This window comes from Clostridium sp. CM74B_53, from assembly GCF_036318045.1.
Lineage (GTDB): Bacteria > Bacillota > Clostridia > Lachnospirales > Lachnospiraceae > Pilosibacter.
This window is the reverse complement of the sequence record NZ_JAWQDE010000008.1, coordinates 130,058-152,136: the sequence shown is the minus strand read 5'-3', so window position 1 is coordinate 152,136 and position 22,079 is coordinate 130,058. Positions and strand designations below refer to the sequence as shown.

18 protein-coding genes, 2 tRNA genes and 1 pseudogene are annotated in these 22,079 nt (G+C 49.7%); 8 read left to right on the top strand and 13 right to left on the bottom strand.

The window, feature by feature from the left end; translation table 11 throughout:
* Positions 1 to 14: 14 nt before the first annotated feature.
* Positions 15 to 113, top strand: coding sequence for a zinc ribbon domain-containing protein (locus tag V2546_RS09045; RefSeq protein WP_330598631.1), 99 nt, complete (start codon positions 15 to 17; stop codon positions 111 to 113).
* Between the two features lie 245 nt (positions 114 to 358).
* Here V2546_RS09045 and V2546_RS09040 read toward each other — a convergent pair whose 3' ends face one another.
* The 5 genes and pseudogenes from V2546_RS09040 to V2546_RS09020 form a co-directional block, all read right to left on the bottom strand.
* The gene (locus V2546_RS09040) at positions 359 to 1,072 is read right to left on the bottom strand and encodes a helix-turn-helix domain-containing protein (RefSeq protein WP_118530572.1); all 714 of its coding nucleotides are present in this window, start codon (positions 1,070 to 1,072) and stop codon (positions 359 to 361) included.
* 100 nt (positions 1,073 to 1,172) lie between these two features.
* Positions 1,173 to 3,651, bottom strand: a pseudogene (locus V2546_RS09035) (excinuclease ABC subunit UvrA).
* A 9-nt stretch (positions 3,652 to 3,660) separates the two neighbouring features.
* Entirely contained in the window at positions 3,661 to 3,918 is a 258-nt protein-coding gene (locus tag V2546_RS09030; protein ID WP_118599001.1) for a TM1266 family iron-only hydrogenase system putative regulator, read from the bottom strand.
* A gap of 171 nt (positions 3,919 to 4,089) precedes the next feature.
* On the bottom strand, positions 4,090 to 5,634 hold the full coding sequence (gene gpmI, locus V2546_RS09025; protein WP_329752115.1) for a 2,3-bisphosphoglycerate-independent phosphoglycerate mutase: 1,545 nt from the start codon (positions 5,632 to 5,634) through the stop codon (positions 4,090 to 4,092).
* A 328-nt stretch (positions 5,635 to 5,962) separates the two neighbouring features.
* Positions 5,963 to 6,283, bottom strand: coding sequence for a hypothetical protein (locus V2546_RS09020; protein WP_329752114.1), 321 nt, complete (start codon positions 6,281 to 6,283; stop codon positions 5,963 to 5,965).
* Between the two features lie 301 nt (positions 6,284 to 6,584).
* Here V2546_RS09020 and V2546_RS09015 point away from each other — a divergent pair.
* The 5 genes from V2546_RS09015 (at position 6,585) to V2546_RS08995 (ending at position 8,489) form a co-directional block, all read left to right on the top strand.
* Positions 6,585 to 6,658: transfer RNA gene (locus V2546_RS09015), tRNA-Pro, on the top strand.
* A 4-nt stretch (positions 6,659 to 6,662) separates the two neighbouring features.
* A tRNA-Glu gene (locus V2546_RS09010) sits at positions 6,663 to 6,734 on the top strand.
* 439 nt (positions 6,735 to 7,173) lie between these two features.
* Positions 7,174 to 7,767, top strand: a complete 594-nt coding sequence (locus V2546_RS09005; RefSeq protein ID WP_118530562.1) for a lactate utilization protein — start codon at positions 7,174 to 7,176, stop codon at positions 7,765 to 7,767.
* A gap of 11 nt (positions 7,768 to 7,778) precedes the next feature.
* The gene (locus V2546_RS09000; protein ID WP_118530560.1) at positions 7,779 to 8,195 is read left to right on the top strand and encodes a CBS domain-containing protein; all 417 of its coding nucleotides are present in this window, start codon (positions 7,779 to 7,781) and stop codon (positions 8,193 to 8,195) included.
* Between the two features lie 123 nt (positions 8,196 to 8,318).
* Positions 8,319 to 8,489 carry a DUF1540 domain-containing protein gene (locus V2546_RS08995; RefSeq protein WP_021903995.1) on the top strand — a complete coding sequence of 57 codons (171 nt, stop codon included), beginning with the start codon at positions 8,319 to 8,321 and terminating at the stop codon, positions 8,487 to 8,489.
* An 84-nt stretch (positions 8,490 to 8,573) separates the two neighbouring features.
* On the opposite strand, the gene V2546_RS08990 is transcribed toward V2546_RS08995, so the two are convergent.
* The 7 genes from V2546_RS08990 to ileS form a co-directional block, all read right to left on the bottom strand.
* On the bottom strand, positions 8,574 to 9,197 hold the full coding sequence (locus V2546_RS08990; RefSeq protein WP_215703261.1) for a manganese catalase family protein: 624 nt from the start codon (positions 9,195 to 9,197) through the stop codon (positions 8,574 to 8,576).
* A 1-nt stretch (position 9,198) separates the two neighbouring features.
* On the bottom strand, positions 9,199 to 9,573 hold the full coding sequence (locus V2546_RS08985; protein ID WP_243106552.1) for a spore coat protein CotJB: 375 nt from the start codon (positions 9,571 to 9,573) through the stop codon (positions 9,199 to 9,201).
* A complete protein-coding gene (locus V2546_RS08980; protein WP_118514883.1) occupies positions 9,570 to 9,842 on the bottom strand; it encodes a spore coat associated protein CotJA in 273 nt (90 codons plus the stop codon). The genes V2546_RS08985 and V2546_RS08980 overlap by 4 nt, the downstream gene beginning before the upstream one ends.
* A 220-nt stretch (positions 9,843 to 10,062) precedes the next feature.
* Positions 10,063 to 10,923 carry a M23 family metallopeptidase gene (locus V2546_RS08975; protein WP_329752113.1) on the bottom strand — a complete coding sequence of 287 codons (861 nt, stop codon included), beginning with the start codon at positions 10,921 to 10,923 and terminating at the stop codon, positions 10,063 to 10,065.
* Between the two features lie 264 nt (positions 10,924 to 11,187).
* Positions 11,188 to 12,153 carry a SpoIID/LytB domain-containing protein gene (locus V2546_RS08970; RefSeq protein WP_329752112.1) on the bottom strand — a complete coding sequence of 322 codons (966 nt, stop codon included), beginning with the start codon at positions 12,151 to 12,153 and terminating at the stop codon, positions 11,188 to 11,190.
* A gap of 270 nt (positions 12,154 to 12,423) precedes the next feature.
* A complete protein-coding gene (locus V2546_RS08965) occupies positions 12,424 to 14,877 on the bottom strand; it encodes a glycogen/starch/alpha-glucan phosphorylase (RefSeq protein ID WP_329752111.1) in 2,454 nt (817 codons plus the stop codon).
* Between the two features lie 182 nt (positions 14,878 to 15,059).
* Positions 15,060 to 18,263, bottom strand: a complete 3,204-nt coding sequence (gene ileS / locus V2546_RS08960; protein ID WP_329752110.1) for an isoleucine--tRNA ligase — start codon at positions 18,261 to 18,263, stop codon at positions 15,060 to 15,062.
* Positions 18,264 to 19,059: 796 nt separating this feature from the next.
* Between ileS and V2546_RS08955 the strand changes: the two genes are divergently transcribed.
* Both V2546_RS08955 and V2546_RS08950 read left to right on the top strand, forming a co-directional pair.
* Complete coding sequence (locus V2546_RS08955) at positions 19,060 to 20,517, top strand: nicotinate phosphoribosyltransferase (protein WP_329752109.1); 1,458 nt, start codon at positions 19,060 to 19,062, stop codon at positions 20,515 to 20,517.
* Positions 20,518 to 20,638: 121 nt separating this feature from the next.
* Positions 20,639 to 21,217, top strand: a complete 579-nt coding sequence (locus V2546_RS08950) for a TIGR01440 family protein (protein WP_118298610.1) — start codon at positions 20,639 to 20,641, stop codon at positions 21,215 to 21,217.
* 184 nt (positions 21,218 to 21,401) lie between these two features.
* Here the strand turns inward: V2546_RS08950 and rbr are convergent, their stop codons facing one another.
* Positions 21,402 to 21,938 carry a rubrerythrin gene (rbr, locus tag V2546_RS08945; RefSeq protein WP_118298609.1) on the bottom strand — a complete coding sequence of 179 codons (537 nt, stop codon included), beginning with the start codon at positions 21,936 to 21,938 and terminating at the stop codon, positions 21,402 to 21,404.
* Positions 21,939 to 22,079: the final 141 nt, after the last annotated feature.

Genomic DNA, 22,079 nt, shown 5'->3' with positions numbered 1-22,079 from the left:
CAAAAGATTTGTCAGTGAGGACATGGATATGTCCGAAATGCGGAGCAGAACATGACAGGGATATCAATGCCGCGAAAAATATACTGACAGAAGGATTAAGACAAATAGCATAAAGAAATATATAGGGCAGGGACTGCCCAAATTAACGCCTGTGGAGATAGTAGGTTACGAGGTCGATGAAGCAGGAAACCCATTGGCTTAAGACAATGGGTAGTTCACAGTTGTTTATAGCAGAGCCTGTGAAAGCAGGGGAGAGTGGATAAAAGTACGGAAACTCAAGATGTATAAATCCTTGACATTTTTTTTATTCAATGTTAGAATGACAAAAAGAAGCGGGTTTTGCGACCGTACAGTATTATTACTCAAGCGGGTTGCTCGCTTCTTTTTTTGTGCGCAAAATATCATAAAGATACATTTTTCCATCTGCATCGTGCCGCACAAGCATTCTTGCTGAGAAAATATTATAGCGAATCAAGGTGCCATTTTCTTCGTAAACAGGCAGACCAAATCGTACATCATAACGATACCAACCATTTTTAGCTCTATTTCCATGTCTATCTCCATAATCTGGAAATTCTGATTTATTCTCTGCTATTTGTATTAATTCCTTAATTGCCTGTGCCGCGTTAGCTTTTGCCTTTGCATTTGCCCCCTTTAAACCACGAGCATCTTTTGCGTTTGCAAATTCATCAGGGAATTCTTTTCCAATATATATTTTTTCTGATGACTCTGCTATCTCGTAACACTCTCCAATATATTCTTTTAAATATTTTTCAACTTCTTCCCAATCGATATTTCTTTTTCCCTTAAACCGTATATCGTTTATAATTACGATATTTTTCCCGAATTCATCTTGAATAATAGAAACATTTTTACTGGCACTATAAAATTTATTCTCACTCCGCAGCTTCTCACTATACAACATCAATCTTAACAGATAATCCGGCATATTCCGATGTGCAAGTTCCCATTCCTGCACTGTCCTGTATGGGATGCAAAAATACTCTGCAAATTCCCGACGATTTAGTCCCATAATGCTTCTAAGTTCTTTTAATATTTCTTTGTTTTCCATTGATCCTCCGCTATAATATACTCATTGAGTATATTATAGCGGATATATTTTTATTTACAAGTAACTTCGTCTAAATATCTTGTATTATATGTACTCCACCTTACAGGTATCTCCCCGTCACACTTTCTTTCACATTTTTGATCTCCTCCGGCGTCCCACACGCAACAATCCGGCCGCCCTGTTCTCCGCCGCCAGGGCCCATGTCGATGATGTAGTCGGCATTTTTAATCACATCCAGGTCGTGTTCGATGACAAGGACGGTGGCTCCGTTTTCAATCAGCGTCTGGAATACACCGAGGAGAACCTGGACATCCGCCGGGTGAAGACCGATCGTCGGCTCATCGAAGACGAAGACCGTGTCCTCCTGGGCTTTTCCCATCTCGCTTGCGAGTTTCAGTCGCTGGGCCTCGCCGCCGGAGAGACTCGGGGTCTCCTCGCCCAGAGTCAAGTAGCCAAGTCCTAAATCCTTTAATACATACAGTCTCTGGGAGACAATCTTCATATCCCTGCAATTCTCCAGCGCCGTATTGATATCCATATCCATAAATTCCGGCAGGGAATGGGAAACTCCCCTTTTATCCGTGTGCTTCACGAGATTCGCCTCCTTCGCGTACCTCGATCCGCGGCAGTCCGGGCACGGGATCTCCACGTCTGGCAGGAACTGGACATCCAGGCTGATCACGCCTGTTCCGTCACATCCAGGGCAGCGGAGTTTTCCCGTATTGTAGGAGAAATCCCCGGTCTTATACCCAAGACGGTTCGCGTCCGGTGTTCTCGCAAAGATCTTTCGCAGCTCATCATGGACATTCGCATAGGTCGCCACCGTGGAGCGGACATTCGTGCCGATGGGTGCCGCGTCGATGAGCTTCACTTGACGGATCCCCTCCGCCTGGATCTCATGGACGTGTTCCGGACGTTTTTCGCCGTGAATCATGGCGGATAACGCCGGGATCAGACTCTCTAAGACGAAAGTCGTCTTTCCGGAGCCGGAAACTCCTGTGACCACGGTCATCCGACCTTTCGGGATATCCGCAGACAAAGGTTTTACCGTGTGGATATTTCCGGTGGAGATATGGATTTTTCCATACTCAAACATATTCTCCCGATTCGCCCGGACTCTCGTGCAGGTATCCGCTTTTCCGGATAGGAACGGTCCCAATACCGACTTTCCCGATTCTTCGATCTCCCCGATGGTCCCCTCCGCAATGACGGTTCCGCCGCCAGCCCCGGCTTCCGGTCCCATCTCGATCATCCAGTCAGACTCCTTTAAGATCTGGACGTCATGATCCACGAGAACTACGGAGTTTCCGTCTGCAATCAGGTCATGCATGACACCGGTGAGTCCCTCGATATTCGACGGGTGAAGACCGATAGACGGCTCGTCCAGCACATAGAGGACACCCGTCGTGCGGTTTCTCACGGCTCTCGCGAGCTGCATTCTCTGGCGTTCCCCAGTGGAGAGTGTAGATGCGGCGCGGTCCAGGGAGAGATATCCCAACCCAAGGTCTAATAACCGCTTTGCCACCTCTAGAAACGACGCGCAGATATTCTCCGCCATCGGGCGCATCTCCTTCGGAAGAGACCACGGCACACTGCGGACCCACTCCGTGAGGTCATTTAATGGCATTCGGCACATTTCATCCAGGGAGATTCCCCGGAGCCTCGGCGCTCTCGCTGCCTCCGAGAGTCTGGAACCGCCGCAATCCGGGCAGATGTCCTGTTTTAAGAACTTTTCCACTCGCTTCATGCCCTTTTCGTCTTTTACCTTCGTCAGGGCATTCTCCACCGTGTAGACCGCATTATAATAAGTAAAATCAAGCTCACCCGCCTGATTGCTGTTCTTGGCATGGTAAAAGATGTGCTTTTTCTCCGCCGGTCCGTTGTATACAATGTTCTTTTCCTTCTCCGTGAGATCCTTAAATGGCACGTCCGTCCGCACCCCCATCTCCCGGCAGACGTCCGTCATCAGGGACCACATGAGGGAATTTCCACGGAGCTACCGCGCCCTCATCGATGGTAAGGGATTCATCCGGCACCAGGGCCGCACGGTTAACAGTGCGTACGATTCCCGTTCCGTCGCATGTCCTGCAGGCGCCTTGGCTGTTGAAGGCCAGTTCCTCCGCCGACGGGGCGTAGAATTTTTCCCCGCACTTCGGACAGGAGAGTTCCTTTCCCGCCGCCACAAGAAGGGTTGGTTCGATATAATGTCCGTTCGGACATCGGTGGCTCGCCAGTCTCGACACCATGAGACGCAGGCTGTTTAAAAGCTCCGTTCCTGTTCCGAAGGTACTGCGGATCCCCGGGATCCCAGGCCTCTGGTGAAGCGCCAGCGCCGCCGGGACATAGAGTGCCTCATCCACCTGTGCCTTCGCCGCCTGGGTCATACGGCGTCTCGTGTAGGTGGAGAGCGCCTCTAAGTAGCGCCTGGAACCTTCCGCGTAGAGGACACCCAGAGCCAGGGATGATTTTCCCGAACCAGAGACTCCGCCGATGGCGACGATCTTGTTTAAAGGAACGTCCACATCAATATTTTTCAAGTTATGGACCCGTGCGCCGCGGATCTTGATTTTTTCGATCATAGTTTCTCCCTACTGCCCGTTCTTCGAATACATCACCTTCGCGCTGATCCCCTTGATCTTTCCAAGCTTCCCTGAAAGCGCATTGATCCAGTCAGACGGGGCATCAACGATGACGCTGATGATGTTCACTTGCTTCTTCTCGTACGGAAGTCCCATTCTTCCGATAATATACGGGCTGTAATCGTGAAGGATTCTGTTGATCTCCCCCACAGCCTCTTTATCTTCCACAATAATTCCCACTACCGCGATTCTTGTTTCCTGTTCCATACTGCTCTCCTTCTGTCCTGTCCGAAATCATTTCCTTCATCTTAATGCGCCGGGAATCCTTATGTCAAGTGTGCACAAAAAAATAGTCCCGGCATACAGACTCTCTGCGTCCACACTGCCGGAACCATTCTTCATATTTTCTGCCGCTGTTTTACAACACACCAGCCTTTATTACTTTCTCACAAGCAGAGACTTACCAGTCATCTCTTTCGGCTGTTCCATTCCCATAAGCTCGATCAGGGTCGGAGCGATATCCGCGAGGCAGCCGCCCTCTCTGAGGCCGTAGCCCTCGCCCGCGTTTACAAGAATGAACGGAACCGGGTTTGTTGTGTGAGCGGTCCACGGCTCTCCTGTCTTGTAGTCGATCAGCTGCTCTGCGTTTCCGTGGTCAGCACAGATGAACATCACGCCATCAACCTCTTTGATTGCCTCAACTGCTTTTCCAACGCACTCGTCGACAGCCTCGATGGCCTTGACCGCTGCGTTCTCAACGCCTGTGTGGCCTACCATATCCGGATTTGCAAAGTTTACGATGATAACATCATATTTTCCGGAGCGGATCGCGTCTGTCAGCTTCTCACAAACGGCCGGTGCGCTCATCTCCGGCTGAAGGTCATAGGTTGCGACCTTCGGGGACTTCACAAGGATACGGTCCTCACCCGTATTCGGCTCCTCAACGCCGCCGTTGAAGAAGAAGGTAACGTGGGCATATTTCTCTGTCTCAGCAATTCTCGCCTGAGTCTTCCCGTGGGCAGCAAGGAACTCACCGAGAGTATTCTTGATCGTCTCTTTCTTGAATGCGACAAGTTTGTTCGGGATCGTCTCATCGTAATCAACAAAGCATACATAGGTGGTCTTGATCCTCTTCGCTCTCGCAAATCCTGTAAACTCGTCATCACAGAATGCGCGGGTCATCTCTCTTGCGCGGTCCGGACGGAAGTTGAAGAAGATCACGGAATCGTTGTCCTTAATGGTTCCGATGGCATTTCCATCTTCTCCTGTCACGACAGCCGGAACAACGAACTCATCTGTCTTTCCGTCATCGTAGGACGCCTGAATCAGTTCCGTCGCGGATGTTCCCTTATTGCCCTCGCCTGCTGTCAGTGCCTTATACGCAAGCTCCACACGGTCCCAGCGGTTGTCACGGTCCATCGCATAGTAACGTCCCATAACGGATGCCACCTTGCCGACACCGAGTTCTTTCATCTTCTCCTCTAAAGCTGCGACAAAATCCTTTCCGGATGCCGGCGGAGTGTCACGGCCGTCTAAGAAGCAGTGAACGAATACTTTGTCGAGACCGTTTCTCTTTGCGAGCTCTAAAAGTCCGTAAACATGTGTGATATGGCTGTGTACGCCGCCGTCGGATAAGAGTCCGAACAGGTGAAGCGCGGAGTTATTCTTCTTGCAGTTCTCAACAGCTGCAAGGAACTCTTCGTTCTTGAAGAAATCGCCGTCCTGGATAGACTTTGTGATTCTTGTCAGTTCCTGATAAACAATGCGGCCTGCGCCCATGTTCAGGTGTCCGACCTCAGAGTTTCCCATCTGTCCCTCCGGAAGTCCGACAGCAAGTCCGCTGGCCTGACCTTCCACAAACGGGCACTCCTTCATTAAGCGGTCCATCACCGGTTTCTTCGCCTCATATACCGCATTTCCTTCATGTGTTTTATTCAGTCCGTAACCATCGAGGATCATTAACACTACTGGCTTTTTGCTCATGATTTTTTCTCCTTTATTGCGTGACTGCAGGAGCCAGCTCCAAACGGAAGCTTCCTGCGTTCTTTATAAATGCAATCATTTTCTGCGGTTGGAACGGAGCTTTCCGTCTAACGCTTTGATATTGGTACTATCATCGCAGAAACACCTATATTTTATACCAATTATATCGTTCCTGCAACTGTTTTGGAGGGAGAAATTGTTATAAATTTATCAGTCTTGATCTACACGATCCTCCCCGCCTTCGTTCTCTCCGGAATTTCCACTCCAGAAAACTCATACCCGAAAAAAGGAGCTTCCTTCCAGGTGAGCATTCTATCCTACAGCGATTTCACAATTTTTTCACATCAAACACAATATTTCGACACATTTTTCCAGTATCCTGTAAAGCGTAACAGGACAGCAAGCCTGGAACAAGATATACTTTTTCATACTTGACCGGCAGAGCGTTCTGTCGGTCCCTCCCTTTTGTTTCAAAAACATTTACAATATAAATCTCCTCTTTTTGAGGCTGCCGCAGGAGTAGAAATGCGGCAGCCTTTTTATTCGTTCCATCAATCGCTTGAACTACAGTTCTGTATAACAGACTGTACTGAAATATGATTTTTGCATCTTCATATTGCTTGCATTTAGGATCTGCCGTCAAGGTCATAGTGTTCTTATCGATCTTTGAATTGAATTTTCATGTTTCTTTTCGATTTTTTTGGTTTCTGTGAACTTTCCGGACATTTTTCTTCCTGCTCGCAGCGCATGATTCCCATACCCATCGATTGCTGTTTTTCCTTATAAAATAAGGCTTTGTGAGGTTTTTCTTGATCCCGGAAGATTCGCCGAAAAAACTTTTTTTCAAAAAATTGAAATTTTTTCAAAAAAACGCTTGCATTTTTTTCAAGGTCATGCTATTATATACGAGTCGCTGGTGAACAGCACAAAACACAAAGCCTTAAAGACATCGAGGCGTGGCTCAGTTTGGTAGAGCGCTGCGTTCGGGACGCAGAGGTCGCAAGTTCGAATCTTGTCGCCTCGATTCCGGCCTGTTGGTCAAGCGGTCAAGACGACGCCCTCTCACGGCGTAAACCCGGGTTCGATTCCCGGACAGGTCATGAAGCTGTATGGAATTCCATACAGCTTCTTTTTATGTCTATCATAGTTTTCATTAATACAAGAAAACCCCAGAGGTGGCAGCCTCTGGGGTTTTTGCGTCGCATGAGAAAAGTTCACCACATTTCTTAGCTGCCTACATCATATTCTATTTTTTTTAAATGTCAATATGATATCAAAATCACCCATCCAAAGAGCTCCAGACCGAAACCTATTTCCATACGCTATGACTTATTTCAATTTTTTTCACAAATAATTCATGTTTTCTTCCCTCTTTTTGTTACAATTTATGCTATACTGTCTATAGATGAGTCATGGTGAAGTATCATGACTCTATTTACGCAAGAAAAAGCTGATCCGCTGCTTCTTTTGGACCGGTTTTTGCGCCACTGACCCGGCGGCGGCTGCCGCCTGTACCCGAAGGAGGAACATCGAGAACCTATGGATTACGCAGTATTAAAAAAGAACTTTGAAAACCATCGTTTTCATACATCATATTTCGAGACAAAGGAGGAAGCTGCCGCTTATCTGAGTAACCAGATCAAGGGCGAGAAGGTCGGCTTTGGCGGCTCTATCACCGCAAAAGAGATGAATCTCTTTGAGATCCTCGGAAAAGACAACGAAGTGATCTGGCACTGGGAACAGGGACCGGATGCAAGGATCAAGGCGAAAGATTCCACCGTATATATCCTGAGTGCCAACGCCGCTGCCGCGACCGGCCAGATCATCAACATCGACGGGACCGGAAACCGTCTTTCCGAGAGCTTATTTGGACCGAAACGAGTATACTATGTGATCGGGAAAAATAAAATCGCGCCGGATCTGTCCTCCGCAATGGATCGCGCACGAAATATCGCCTGTCCAAAGAACGCGGCGCGTTTTAACAAGAAGACTCCTTGCGTCGTGTCCGATGACAAAAAGTGCTATGACTGCAACAGTCCGGAGAGGATCTGTAACGCGATCCTGATCTTAGAACGCCCCTGTACCGGAATGGAAGTTGAAATGGTATTTATCAATGAAGATCTTGGATATTAAAGGAGAGACACATGAATATTCTGTTTTTTCTGACACCAAAGAGTGATGTGGCATTTATCTATTCTGATGCGAACCTGAGAGAAGCGATCGACCTGATGGAAGCGCACCGCTACTCCGCCCTGCCGATCCTTACGAAACAAGGACGGTATGCCGGAACGCTGACGGAAGGTGATCTGCTCTGGTACATGAAGAGCCATATGAACCAGAGTTTAAAGGATATGGAGCTGATCTCCATCATGGAAGTAAAGCGCCGTCAGGACAACAGCCCGGTAAATGCCGGTGCGAAAATGGAAGATCTGCTGGACAAGGCGATGCAGCAGAACTTTGTCCCGGTACTCGATGACAATAAATCCTTTATCGGAATTATCACGAGACGTGATATCATGAAATATTTTTCCGGTTCCTATAAGAAAACAGGAAATGCTTAAGTTATTGGATTCCGGTTCAAATGGCTTTTTCCAGACTGTCGCATAAATTCCTGTCATTTTCTTCCAGCATCATTTTCTGCCGTCCGGTTATACTGATACCATCCCAGAAAAAGGTGGTGAGAAATGATGAATCAGGAAAAGAACGACAGCATCCAGTGCTCGATCCATAACTGCGTGCATCATGCGGAAAATGTGGATTACTGCACCTTAGACCGCATCCATGTAGGAACGCATGAGCTCAATCCTACAAAAAAGGAATGTACCGACTGTGATTCCTTCCAGTGCAAGATGTAGTCCTGTCTGACCCTTGACGAGAAAAGAGATCCCTTCCTCCCATAAATTTTATGGAAAAGGAACGGGATCTCTTTTTCTATTCTTCTACCGTGAATTTCCTGCCCTCACCGGTGCCGGATCGAAGCTCGGATTGAACGCATAGAAATTTCTGGAATCGAGCCGGTCCTGGAGGCCGCGGAGTGCTTCGCCGAAGCGCTGGAAATGGACGATCTCGCGTTTTCTGAGGAAACGGATCGGTTCGCAGACATCTGGATCCGTCACGACACGAAGGATGTTGTCGTAGGTGCTCCGGGCTTTCTGTTCCGCAGCAAGGTCCTCAAACAGATCGGTGATCGGATCACCCTTCGACTGGAATTCGCAGGCATTAAACGGCACGCCGCCGGCTGCCTGGGGCCAGATCCCCGTGGTATGGTCGATATAGTACGGGCCGAATCCCTGCGCTTCCAGCTCCTCCGCTGTTAAGTTTCTCGTGAGCTGGTGAACGATCGCCGCGACGATCTCCAGATGGGCGAGCTCCTCCGTTCCGATATCCGTCAGAACCGCTTTCTGCTCCCCATACGGCATTGAGTAGCGCTGGGAGAGATAGCGCATGGACGCACCCATCTCGCCGTCAGGTCCACCGTACTGGCTCATGATAAACTGTGCCATCTTCGCATTCGGCTCCTTAATATTCACCGGAAACTGCAGTCTTTTTTCATAGACCCACATCTTAACATCCTCCTTCCCACGGCCATTTTTCAGTTACCCAGTCCCAGGATGAGGATGTCACATCGGCATATCTCAATGGTCCAAACTGGCTTTCATAGGCGGCAATGGCCTGATTTCGCATGTCGCGGACAGCCTGGTAATAGCGGAGTGCATCCTGATTTTCCGGATGAGTGTCCAGGAACAGGACCACATCATCCATCGCAAATCCTGCCTCCATGATCTGGCGCATCAGTGCCTCTTTATCCTGAAATATCATGTCTCCACCGCCCTGACAGCTGCCGCACGCCGGCACGACATTCTGAGCAGACAGGCGCGGATCACGGATCGGTTCTGCCGGCATTCCCGGCATCATACTGCATCGATAGAATTCTTTCATCTTCTGCACCTCCCCATCGCGAATGGAAGATCCAGAGTCGGGAAGATCGTCCCCCGGACAAAGCCTCTGGCTAACGGATATGTGGTTCCCCACATCTGCACCGGGACGTAGCCCATTCCTACCGGAAATATCGGATCATTGCCGTCAAAGCAGGCACGGGACACCGGACGGACGACAGGTCCCGGGCCGGAAATATCAGATGGAAGTCTGCCGCAGCCGCAGGGAGAAGTCCGGGCGGTATCCGGCAGATCAGAATTTCTGCAATTCATATGCGGATGTCTCCTTTCTTTGTTCTGATATTATGGTATGCACAAAATCAAAAATGGGATCTTTCCACTGCGAAAAAGAGCCTTCAGAAATTTCTCCCTGAAAGCTCTTCCACAAAACTCCTCTTTATTTTATTGCCGCACACTGTCTCTTCCCTGCGCATCCATAACCGGATTGATTCGTGGGCACAGGTATGACACTGACCGGGGTGATCCATCCCGCTCACTCCAGAAAATCCAGCGCATCCACCGGCACGCCGTCTTTTAAGAATTCGAAGAACACATTCGTTCCTTCCACCGTATAGTATTTCGTCGGCTCCGCGACATAGCCTAAAAGGTCGCCCCGGTGGACATACTCGTTTTCCACGACCGGGATCTCCTTTAACTGACCGCAGACGGCTGTGTAGCCGTTTCCAAAGTCGAGATCGACATAGTTTCCGATCTCCTCATTCGTCCCCACAGAGACGATCCTGGCGTCCGCAGGGGCCGATACCGGGGTGCTCACCTCGCTCTGGATCACATTTGCCGGGTTGACTTTATACTGGTCCAGCGTCGGAAAATATGTCGTGGTGTCCATGCTGTAGCCGAGAACGATGTTCCCGTTTACAGGCCAGGCGAGCTTGTCCGTATCGGCAAAGTCGAGCACCAGGGACTCCGTGACGGCAGCTCCGGCTTCCGCCATGGAACGATCCGATGCAGCCCCGGCTCCGCCTGCCGCATCCGCAAGACCGGTATCCTCAGAAATGCCCGGGGCAGCGGCAGCAGGATCCGTGCCTGTTCCCGCCTCATTTTCCGCAAGCGCAGCATTTCTGCCATCTCCGGTATTTTCCACGTTTCTGGTTTCATCTTTTAATGCCGCCAGTTCCCCGGCCAAAGTATCCCCTCCGGACTCTGCGCCTGCGTTGGAATCCCCCGCGATCACATGGTCCGGATCTTCGATCTCCAGATAGGGACTCTTTTCGATATTTTCTCTCCCCTTCTGGATCCTCACAACTCCTGCTGCCGCAACAATAGTCAGCAGGCCGAGCACGAGCATGACAAGGACAAATTTGTCCCTGAACAGCTGATTTCCTTTTTCTTTCACGTTTATCACCTCGGTTATATTTTTACCCGTGATGATAAAGTTATTCACAAAAGCAAAAAATTCTGCGATAATTCAGCAAGTCTGCACATTTGCCGGACAGACCGCACAATGCTCACAACAGAACATATGCCCCGGCACATTCCTGCACTGGGCACAGTCGTTTGCAGCATTCTTCAGCTTCGCGCAAACGCGCATCATTAGCACATCGTGCCAGCAGCACGCAATCCTGATAAAAAAGGAGCAGAGTCATTCATGCCAGATCCTCTACTCCGCGATCTTCACGATTTCGATCCCCCGGAAATAATATTTCAGCAGTTCCTGAAACGCACTCCCCTGCTCTCTCTCCATGGCGTCCGCCCCAGCCTGCGAAAATCCGTATCCGCTGCCGATCCCTTTCGAGGATACCCGGATCTTTCCGTCCGCGGAGGAAAAATAAAAGCATGATGACGAAAGTCCCAGGGAATCCCGGACCTCATCTCCTGTATAGTCCATATTTCCGATCTGCGCCCTTTTTACATATCCGGCACTGTCCCGCTCGATGATCTGGATCTTCTCCGCGATCCCGTCCGCAGCCGGCTGCGGTCCGCCGATCCGCCCGATCCTGTCCGCAAACTCGCTTTCCGTGAACGTCCGGACATATAAAAATCCTTCCGTTTCCAGATCCCCCGGACTCTCCACAGAAGAAAGATACGGATACGCCGCCAGCTCTCTCGTCTTTCCTGCCGACGCGAGACAGTAGAACGGCTCGATCAGTTCCCCGTCATACTCCGCGACAAGTCCTTCCGTCTCCCGGACCGCCCTGCGGACCTTCTCATAGTACTCCTCAAAATGTTCGTTTCCCCACTTTTTCTCCATCTCCCGTACACTCAGGCAGTCGATGTCCAACTCTTCCTCCATAAGGTCCCGGTCCAGAGTCCTGCTCCGTTTTCCCCATCCCGCAGCTCCGGCGCCGCTGTCTGTTCCCGGATCCGCACTTCCCGGATCGTCCGTGTTTTCCCCACCGATCCCGGGATCCACGATCCGGTACACATACGTCCTTGCGAGCACGGCCTGCGCCTTCATTGTCTCGATCCCATATTCCGCCGGGATCTCCGCCGCCACCATCCCCACGAGAAACTCCTCTGTCGGAATGCTCTCCCCCACATCCGTCCGGATCCTGCCTGTCCACGCGAGAGTCGTCACATAGGGGATCATGACCATCGCGAACAGGAGCATAAAAAATCGTTTCATAAAAAAAACCCGCCTCATACACCGTGATATTTCCAGTGTATGAAGCGGGTGATTCTTTTATGTTAGTAATATTGTAACTATTCAGTAGGTCTGCGCACTTGCTGCGCTGACCGTAATAAAACATGGGACGGAAGGCAAAAATCCCATCGGCGAAGCCGATCTGGAATGGATTTTTGCTCGTAACCTGCCATGCATCCGAAGGAAATCTCCGGGGGAGGTTTCTGTAGGTGTGAGGGTACTGAACAGTTACGTAATATTTTAAGTGTCGGGTTACAGCTCTACCTTGATCTTCTCAAGATGCCAGATATCCTTTACATACTCCTCGATCGTACGGTCGGAAGAGAACTTGCCGGAAGAAGCCGTATTTAACATCGCGGTTCTTGCCCACCACTTCTCATCGCGATATGCCTGGTCGATCTTCTTATGAGCTTCCGCGTAGGAACGGAAATCCTTTAAGATGAAGTAAGTATCCGCGCGGTCGCTGCTCTGGGTATTGAGCAGGGAGTTGTAGATATCGCGGAACAGCTCCGGATCCTGCGGAGAATAGTAACCGTTGATCAGCTGCATCAGAACACGGCGGATATCCTGGTCATTGTTGAAGATATCCATCGGGTTGTAGCCACCGTTGTTCTCAAGGTTGATGATCTCATCTGCGGACGCTCCGAAGATGAACATGTTGTCCTTGCCGACTTCCTCCGCCATCTCGACGTTCGCACCGTCCATGGTTCCGATCGTCAGAGCGCCGTTCAACATGAACTTCATGTTGCCGGTACCGGATGCCTCCTTGCTGGCTGTGGAGATCTGCTCGCTGACATCAGCGGCAGAGAAGATCAGCTCTGCGTTGGATACACGGTAATCTTCGATAAATACGACTTTTAACTTGCCGCCGATGGACTTATCGTTGTTGATCACGTTTGCTACATTGTTGATGAGCTTGATGGTCAGCTTCGCGCGCTTATATCCGGCAGCTGCCTTTGCGCCGAAGATGAAGGTTCTCGGAACGATATCCATATTCGGGTTATCTTTTAACTGGTTGTAGAGATACATCACATGAAGGATGTTCATGAGCTGTCTCTTGTACTCATGCAGACGTTTTACCTGAACATCGAAGATGGAACGCGGGTCAACGTCGATTCCGTTGTGTTCCTTGATGTACTTCGCAAGACGGATCTTGTTCTGGTACTTGATGTTCATGAACTCCTGCTGGCACTTCTCGTCATCCACATAGACAGAGAGTTTTTTGATATTGGAGAGGTCGGTGATCCACTCGTTTCCAATCTTGTCGGTTACCCAGTCTGCAAGGAGCGGGTTTCCGTGAAGAAGGAAACGTCTCTGGGTGATACCGTTCGTCTTGTTGTTGAACTTCTCCGGCATCATCTCATAGAAATCACGAAGCTCCTGTTTCTCAAGGATCTCTGTGTGGAGCTTCGCAACGCCGTTTACGGAGAAGCTGCCGACGATCGCGAGGTAAGCCATGCGGACCTGTCCGTCGTAAATGATCGCCATTCTGCGGATCTTCTCGTTGTCGCCCGGATATCTCTGCTGGATCTGGGCAACGAAGCGGCGGTTGATCTCCTCAACGATCTGGTAAACACGCGGAAGAAGGCGGGAGAAGAGCTCGATTGGCCATTTTTCAAGAGCTTCCGCCATGATCGTGTGGTTCGTGTAGGCACATGTCTTTGTGGTGATCTCCCAGGCCTCATCCCACTCTAAGTTCTCCTCGTCAAGTAAGATACGCATTAACTCAGCGACAGCAACGGTCGGATGTGTATCGTTTAACTGGAAGGATGCCTTCTCATAGAATTTATGGATATCGTCATGCTTTTCCTTGTACTTTTTGATGGCACGCTGAACACTGGCAGAAATAAAGAAATACTGCTGTTTTAAGCGAAGCTCTTTTCCGGAATAATGGTTATCATTCGGATAAAGGACTTCAACGATGGTCTTTGCCAGATTCTCCTGCTCAACGGCTTTCTGGTAGTCACCTTTGTCGAACTCGCTTAAGTTGAAGGTGTTCACAGGCTGTGCATCCCAGATTCTCAAGGAGTTTACGACATTGTTGCCGTATCCCACGATCGGAATATCATATGGAACTGCCATAACAGACTGGTAGCCCTTCTGTACAAAATGATTTCTCTTTCCGTCCCACTCAGTCTCCACATAACCGCCGAACTTAACCTCCGTCGCATACTCTGCACGGCGGATCTCAAACGGATAGCCGTCCTTTAACCACTCGTCCGGAACCTCGATCTGATATCCGTCACGGATCTGCTGTTTGAACATTCCATAACGATAACGGATGCCGCAGCCATATGCCGGATAGCCTAAAGATGCAAGGGAATCCAAAAAGCACGCCGCAAGACGTCCAAGACCGCCGTTTCCGAGTGCCGGATCCCGTTCCTGATCCTCAATGGAATTCAGGTCAAAGCCCAGTTCAGAGAGTGCCTCCTCGATTTCCTTCTGCTCACAGAGGCTGATGATATTGTTTCCGAGAAAACGACCGGTCAGGAACTCCATGGACATGTAGTAAACGATCTTCGCATCCTGCTTGTCGTACTCTTTATGAGTCGCGATCCAACGGTCGATGATCATGTCCTTGACTGCAAGTGCGACAGCCTGGTAAACCATAGCCGGAGTCGCCTCGTCGATCGTTTTGCGGTAGATGCTCTTTACGTTGAACACAATGGTCTTCTTCAGTTCATCCTTGTTAATTGTCTGACTCACCCCTAAAGTCCTCCTTTATACTCTCTTAATGGCCGGATCCCGCGCCATGCCTCTTCAGGCCGCGTCTATGATCCGGTCCATGTGAACCCCTTATTTACAGGAAGGTTCCGCATTGCGGGTCTGTCCATAAATATTGTTCATGAAATCCCCGCGCTGCGGAACTTTTTCCTGTTGTCATCCGTCTATTTTGTCACTTTCGCGACACCGAGTACAACATCTTCACCGTTGATGTTCCACTCTTTTGTATATCCAGTCATCTCGCCGAGCGTGATGCTGTCGGCCATGACTTCACTCTTTAACTCGTCTGCGTACTTCTTGATCAGATCTGCGATCTTCTCATTCTTGTCAACGTAAACGTAGATGTGGTCCATAACCTCGAATCCGGCCTCTTTACGCATCGTCTGGATCTTGCTGACGATCTCGCGGTAGAAACCTTCCTCGAGAAGCTCCGGTGTCAATGTTGTATCGAGAACAACGGTCACGGTGTTGTCTGCCTCGGATACATAACCTTCTGTCTGCGCCATATCGATCAGAAGGTCATCCTTTGTGAGAACGACTTCATTTCCGTCAAAGTTGAAGGTCAGAGCGCCCTTCTCGTTTAAGGTATCCATTGCAGCGTTTCCGTCTAACTCAGCGAGAGCTTTCTTGATGTTTCCGAGCTGTTTGCCGTACTTCGGTCCTACGGTCTTAAGCTGCGGCTTGAAGGTGTAGGATGTGAAGTTTCTGACGTCATCTGTGAACTCTACGGACTTCACATTTAACTCGTCCTCGATGATCTCCTGGTAGAACTCCGGAAGCTTCTCCGGTGCCTTTACGAACATTCTGGCGATCGGCTGACGGTTCTTGATGTTTGCGGTATTTCTTGCCGCACGTCCCATAACAACGATCTTTAATACTTCATCCATCTTCGCTTCCAGCTCGGCATCGATATGTGCCTCATCAACGGTCGGGAAGTCGCAGAGGTGGATGCTCTCCGGAGCCGTCTTGTCGATGGATCTTACCAGGTTCTGGTAGATCTCCTCTGTCATGAACGGGATCATCGGAGCTGCTGCCTTACTGATCGTCACGAGAGCTGTGTAGAGAGTCATGTAAGCATTGATCTTATCCTGCTCCATGCCCTTTGCCCAGAAACGCTCACGGCTTCTTCTTACATACCAGTTGCTCATGTCATCCACGAACTCCTGGAGTGCTCTTGCAGCCTCCGGGATGCGGTAGTTCGCAAGGTCGTCATCCACTGCCTTAACAGTAGAATTTAACTTGGATAACAGCCATTTGTCCATGACCGGAAGTTTATCGTATTCCAGTGTATACTTGGTTGCGTCGAAGTTGTCGATATTTGCGTAGAGAACGAAGAATGCGTAGGTATTCCAGAGAGTACCCATGAACTTTCTCTGTCCTTCCATAACGGCCTTTCCGTGGAAACGGTTCGGCAGCCACGGTGCACTGTTGATGTAGAAGTACCAGCGGATCGCGTCAGCGCCGTATGTCTTTAATGCGTCGAACGGATCAACGGCATTTCCCTTGGACTTACTCATCTTCTGTCCGTTCTCATCCTGAACGTGACCGAGAACGATAACGTTCTGGTACGGCGGCTCATTAAAGAGCAACGTGGACTCGGCAAGGAGAGAGTAGAACCATCCTCTTGTCTGGTCAACGGCCTCGGAGATGAACTGTGCCGGGAACTGTTTGTGGAAAAGCTCCTGGTTCTCAAACGGATAGTGATGCTGTGCGAACGGCATCGCACCGGAGTCGAACCAGCAGTCGATAACCTCCGGTACACGGTGCATTTCTTTTCCGCAGTCCGGGCAGGTGATCACTACATCATCGATAAACGGACGGTGAAGCTCAACCTCTCCCTTGTCTCCGTCCATCTCTTTGCTGTATTTCTTTACAACATCCTGATAGTTCGGGCTCATCTTCTTTAATTCTTCACGGCTGCCGATGCAGTGCATCTTTCCGCACTCACACTGCCATACCGGAAGAGGTGTGCCCCAGTAACGGTTTCTGGAGATTCCCCAGTCCTGAACGTTCTCCAGCCAGTCGCCGAAGCGTCCTTTACCGATGGATTCCGGAATCCAGTTAATCTTATTGTTGTTGCGGATCAGGTCATCCTTCACCGCTGTCATCTTGATGAACCAGGACTCTCTCGCATAGTAGATCAACGGTGTGTCACAGCGCCAGCAGAACGGGTAGCTGTGCTCGAATGCCGGTGCCTCGAATAACAGACCTTTTTCCTTTAAGTCTTTTAAGACCATCGGATCCGCTTTCTTCACGAATACGCCTGCATACGGAGTTTCCTTTGTCATGTCGCCCTTTGCATCTACAAGCTGTACAAACGGGAGATCATAACGACGGCCTACCTGGGCATCGTCCTCACCAAAAGCCGGTGCAATGTGTACCACGCCGGTACCGTCTGTCAGGGTAACATAATCCGCGCATGTCACGAAGTATGCTTTCTTGTGCTGTTTCTCGCAGATCTCCACCGCACAATCAAATAACGGCTCATATTCCTTGTACTCAAGGTCCTTACCGGTGCATGTCTCAAGAACCTCATATGCCGGAGTTCCGTTTTCCTTATCCGCAAGCTTTCCGAGAACGGCATCAAGCAGGGCTTCTGCCATATAGTAGGTATAACCGTCTGCGGCCTTTACTTTTGCGTATGTCTCTTTCGGGTTTACGCAGAGTGCCACGTTGCTCGGAAGAGTCCACGGTGTTGTGGTCCATGCAAGGAAATATGCGTCCTCGCCTTTTACTTTGAAGCGGGCGATGGCAGATTTTTCCTTTACATCCTTATATCCCTGGGCAACCTCATGGCTGGAAAGCGGTGTTCCGCAGCGCGGGCAGTACGGAACGATCTTGAATCCCTTGTAGAGGAGTCCTTTGTCCCAGATCTGTTTTAATGCCCACCATTCGGATTCGATATAGTCATCATGGTAGGTAACATACGGATTATCCATATCAGCCCAGAAACCAACGGTGCTGGAGAAATCCTCCCACATTCCTTTGTATTTCCAGACGCTCTCTTTACATTTCTCGATGAACGGCTCAACACCGTACTGCTCGATCTGCTCTTTTCCGTCGAGACCAAGAAGCTTCTCGACCTCAAGCTCTACCGGAAGTCCGTGGGTATCCCAGCCGGCTTTACGCGGAACCATGTATCCTTTCATGGTGCGGTATCTCGGGATCATGTCTTTGATCACACGGGTAAGTACGTGTCCGATATGCGGCTTGCCGTTTGCGGTAGGCGGTCCGTCATAGAACACGTATGGGGTTCCTTTTCTGCGGCTGTCGATACTTTTTTCAAAGATTTTTTCGTCTTTCCAGAATTTCTCAACCTTTTTTTCCCTGTCCACAAAGTTCAGGTCTGTTGATACTTTCTCGTACATGACACATTTCCTCCAATTCTTTTTTTCGCGCGGGGCTTTCTCGTTGCCTCGGCTTCCCTCTGCACTCTCCGCAGACGGTCCCCTGCCGCGCTCTTCGTGTTTTTGTGTGTCGTATGTCAGGTCCGCCCGGCGCCTTTCCGGTGCCGTCGGTTGGTAATAAAGAAATAAAAAAGCCCTGTTCCAATGAGAACAGGGCGAAATAACGCTTTTAACCACCTATTACTGCATACTGACATATGAGTTTCCGTTAACGGCGGAAAAGGCCGGGGACACTTACTTTCCGGGAACACGGTCCGCACCCGGGGTTCAGCTTCCAGCTCGGGAGTGATCTTCCTTTCACGAAAAAGCACCGGGCTTCCATCGTCCCCGGCTCGCTTTGGCTTTCTGCTTGTGAACCTACTGTCTCCGTCATGGCTTTTTTCTATGATCGCCTGCATCTTAGATATACAGACAAATCAATTATAAATATAAGGTATTTAAAAGTCAAGGGAATCCCCCGACTGTTGCGAATTCTTTCCATATTTTCTCTTTGTTCGGTTTTCTTTCTAAGGTTTTTAGTCATATTTTACGTTCTTTTTAATTGATCGTTACTTTTTTAACGTAAAATTTGCCTTTTCGCACAAGAGCTGATATAATCAACTTCAATACGTTTGACAGCCGCGCGTTTCTTTTGGGATGAACCGTGCTCACGCTGTCGCTATCATCCGGTATGAGTTCCTGTCCGATGCTATGCCGGATCGCTGCGTTCAATATTCCGCGCGGTATCCGACGCGGAGAAACATGAAGGAGAAATATTATGAGCGAACGAAACCTGACGCTGCTTACAGATCTCTACGAGCTGACCATGATGCAGGGTTACTTTCATGCAAAGGATGCAAATGAGACTGTCATCTTCGACGCATTCTACCGCACAAATCCGGATGGAAACGGATTTGCCATCACGGCCGGCTTAGAGCAGGTTGTTGAATACATCGAAAATTTACACTTTGATAAGGAAGATATCGATTATCTCCGCACCACAGGACTCTTCGGGGAAGATTTCCTGGAGTACCTCTCCACCTTCAAATTCACCGGTGATATCTACGCGATCCCGGAAGGAACTGTCGTGTTCCCAAGAGAACCTCTCGTAAAGGTCATCGCCCCGATCATGCAGGCCCAGCTTGTTGAGACCGCGATCTTAAATATCATCAACCACCAGAGCCTGATCGCAACAAAGACTTCCCGGATCGTCCATGCAGCGTGCGGAGACGGAGTCATGGAGTTCGGTTTAAGACGTGCCCAGGGTCCGGATGCCGGAATCTACGGTGCGAGAGCCGCTATGATCGCCGGCTGTATCGGTACCTCCAATGTTCTCTGCGGCCAGATGTTTGATGTTCCGGTAAAGGGGACCCATGCCCACAGCTGGATCATGAGCTTCCCGGACGAGCTCACCGCATTCCGTACCTACGCAAAGCTCTACCCGACCGCCTGCATTCTTCTCGTTGATACTTACGATACCTTAAATTCCGGTATCCCGCATGCGATCCAGGTATTCAAGGAGATGCGCGAAGCCGGAATCCCGCTTACCTTCTACGGGATCCGTATGGACAGCGGCGACCTCGCCTACCTCTCCAAGGAAGCGAAAAAGATGCTCGACGCAGAAGGTTTCACAGACGCTGTGATCTCCGCCTCCAACGATCTTGATGAGAATCTGATCACAAGCTTAAAGAACCAGGGTGCGACCATCAACTCCTGGGGTGTCGGAACAAACCTGATCACCTCCAAAGACTGCCCGTCCTTCGGCGGCGTTTATAAGCTCGCTGCGATCATGGACAAGAAGACCGGCAAATTTATCCCGAAGATCAAGCTTTCCGAGAACGAGGAGAAGATCACAAACCCGGGCAACAAGACGACCTACCGCATTTATGGCAAGGACAGCCACAAGGTCATCGCGGACATTATCTGTCTCGTCGGTGAGACCTTCAACGAGGACGAACCGCTGTTGCTCTTTGACCCGATCGCGACCTGGAAAAAGACACTTCTCGCTCCGGGAACCTACACGATGCGGGAACTTCCGGTCCAGGTATTTAAGGACGGCGAGTGTATTTACCACTCCCCGAAGGTCATGGACATCCAGAAGTACTGTAAAGAGGAACTGAATACCTTGTGGGATGAGACAAAACGTCTCGTAAACCCGCATGAGGTCCATGTGGATCTCTCCAAGCCTCTTTGGGATATGAAACATGAGCTGCTCGACAAATATCATTTCGAGTAATTTCCAGTTCACACGTTCCTCATGACAGCGGCATGCACCGCTGGATCCGTTTAACCATGAAACCATATGCCGCCCGGAGTATTTTCAGTCTCCGGGCATTCTGCAAAAAGAGGAAAATACTATGAGCGCAACAGATATCGCCACATCCGTCGATGTGGACCTTGACTTAATTTATGAACAGACAAAAGCGATCGCCGAGGAGCTGATCAATACCGCCGCAATGAAACCGGGGCAGATCCTGGTGGTGGGCTGCTCATCCAGCGAGATCGCTGCCCACGCGATCGGCTGCTACTCCAGCAGCGAAGTCGGACAGGCTGTCTTTACCGCCCTTTCCCATGTGACAAAGAAACACGGTCTCTACCTCGCCGCCCAGTGCTGTGAGCACTTAAACCGCGCTCTGATCGTCGAGGAAGAATGTGCTGAGAAATATGGCCTTGAGATGGTGAATGTAAAACCGCAGTTAAAGGCCGGCGGTTCCTTCTCCACCGCCGCATGGAACGGTTTTGAATCTCCGTGCGCCGTGGAATACATCCAGGCACACGCCGGGATCGATATTGGCGATACCCTGATCGGCATGCACCTTCGCCATGTTGCCGTTCCGGTCCGCACGAAGATCCAGTCCATCGGCTCCGCCCATGTCGTATGCGCGAGAACGAGACTCAAATATATCGGCGGAGAGCGGGCTGCTTACCAGAAATAGAAATTATAAAAATGATGTAACTATTCAGCAAGCCTGTGCATTTACTGCGCTGACCGTAAGATGACATTGACTTGAAGGCAAAAATTCCATGGGAATTCCCCAACGATAAAAAAGTGGTCTTCATCCCGATTCTGGGATGAAGGCCACTTTTTTTTCGACTTTTATTTTCAACTGGTCCGTACTTTTAATAGTTCTCTGCGTGAACCTCAAAATAGCTCTGCGGGTGATTGCAGACCGGACATACCTGCGGTGCTTTTGTTCCGATCACGATATGTCCGCAGTTGCGGCACTCCCATACCTTTACTTCGCTCTTCTCGAATACGGAAGCTGTCTCTACATTTTTCAGGAGAGCACGATAACGCTCTTCGTGATGTTTCTCGATCTCGCCGACCATACGGAATTTTGCTGCCAGTGCATGGAAACCTTCCTCATCAGCGGTCTTTGCGAACTCATCATACATATCGGTCCACTCGTAGTTTTCGCCGTCTGCTGCTGCCGCAAGGTTTGCTGCGGTATCGCCAATCCCTTCTAATTCCTTGAACCACATTTTTGCGTGCTCTTTCTCGTTGTCAGCAGTCTTTAAGAATAATGCGGAGATCTGCTCATATCCCTCTTTCTTTGCTACGGATGCAAAGTAGGTATATTTGTTTCTTGCCTGGGATTCTCCGGCGAAAGCGGCCTCAAGGTTTTTCTCTGTTTTTGTTCCTGCGTATTTGCTCATAAAACTGGTCTCCTTTCAGATCTTAATTTTTATTTTCGGCATTCCCGTATTCAGTCTGCCTATCTTTTCTTCTGTTTATCCGTACTTTTTTCAACGGTCATCCGTTGTTTTCCTCATGTCTGTATTCTACCATATCTCTTC

Bases quoted from the DNA above. Each gene is read 5' to 3' on its own strand.
- V2546_RS09040 (WP_118530572.1), bottom strand. From the start codon at position 1,072: ATGGAAAACAAAGAAATATTAAAAGAACTTAGAAGCATTATGGGACTA.
- V2546_RS09030 (WP_118599001.1), bottom strand. From the start codon at position 3,918: ATGGAACAGGAAACAAGAATCGCGGTAGTGGGAATTATTGTGGAAGAT.
- gpmI (WP_329752115.1), bottom strand. From the start codon at position 5,634: ATGAGCAAAAAGCCAGTAGTGTTAATGATCCTCGATGGTTACGGACTG.
- V2546_RS09020 (WP_329752114.1), bottom strand. From the start codon at position 6,283: ATGACCTTGACGGCAGATCCTAAATGCAAGCAATATGAAGATGCAAAA.
- V2546_RS09005 (WP_118530562.1), top strand. From the start codon at position 7,174: ATGGATTACGCAGTATTAAAAAAGAACTTTGAAAACCATCGTTTTCAT.
- V2546_RS09000 (WP_118530560.1), top strand. From the start codon at position 7,779: ATGAATATTCTGTTTTTTCTGACACCAAAGAGTGATGTGGCATTTATC.
- V2546_RS08995 (WP_021903995.1), top strand. From the start codon at position 8,319: ATGATGAATCAGGAAAAGAACGACAGCATCCAGTGCTCGATCCATAAC.
- V2546_RS08990 (WP_215703261.1), bottom strand. From the start codon at position 9,197: ATGTGGGTCTATGAAAAAAGACTGCAGTTTCCGGTGAATATTAAGGAG.
- V2546_RS08985 (WP_243106552.1), bottom strand. From the start codon at position 9,573: ATGAAAGAATTCTATCGATGCAGTATGATGCCGGGAATGCCGGCAGAA.
- V2546_RS08980 (WP_118514883.1), bottom strand. From the start codon at position 9,842: ATGAATTGCAGAAATTCTGATCTGCCGGATACCGCCCGGACTTCTCCC.
- V2546_RS08970 (WP_329752112.1), bottom strand. From the start codon at position 12,153: ATGAAACGATTTTTTATGCTCCTGTTCGCGATGGTCATGATCCCCTAT.
- ileS (WP_329752110.1), bottom strand. From the start codon at position 18,263: ATGTACGAGAAAGTATCAACAGACCTGAACTTTGTGGACAGGGAAAAA.
- V2546_RS08955 (WP_329752109.1), top strand. From the start codon at position 19,060: ATGAGCGAACGAAACCTGACGCTGCTTACAGATCTCTACGAGCTGACC.
- V2546_RS08950 (WP_118298610.1), top strand. From the start codon at position 20,639: ATGAGCGCAACAGATATCGCCACATCCGTCGATGTGGACCTTGACTTA.
- rbr (WP_118298609.1), bottom strand. From the start codon at position 21,938: ATGAGCAAATACGCAGGAACAAAAACAGAGAAAAACCTTGAGGCCGCT.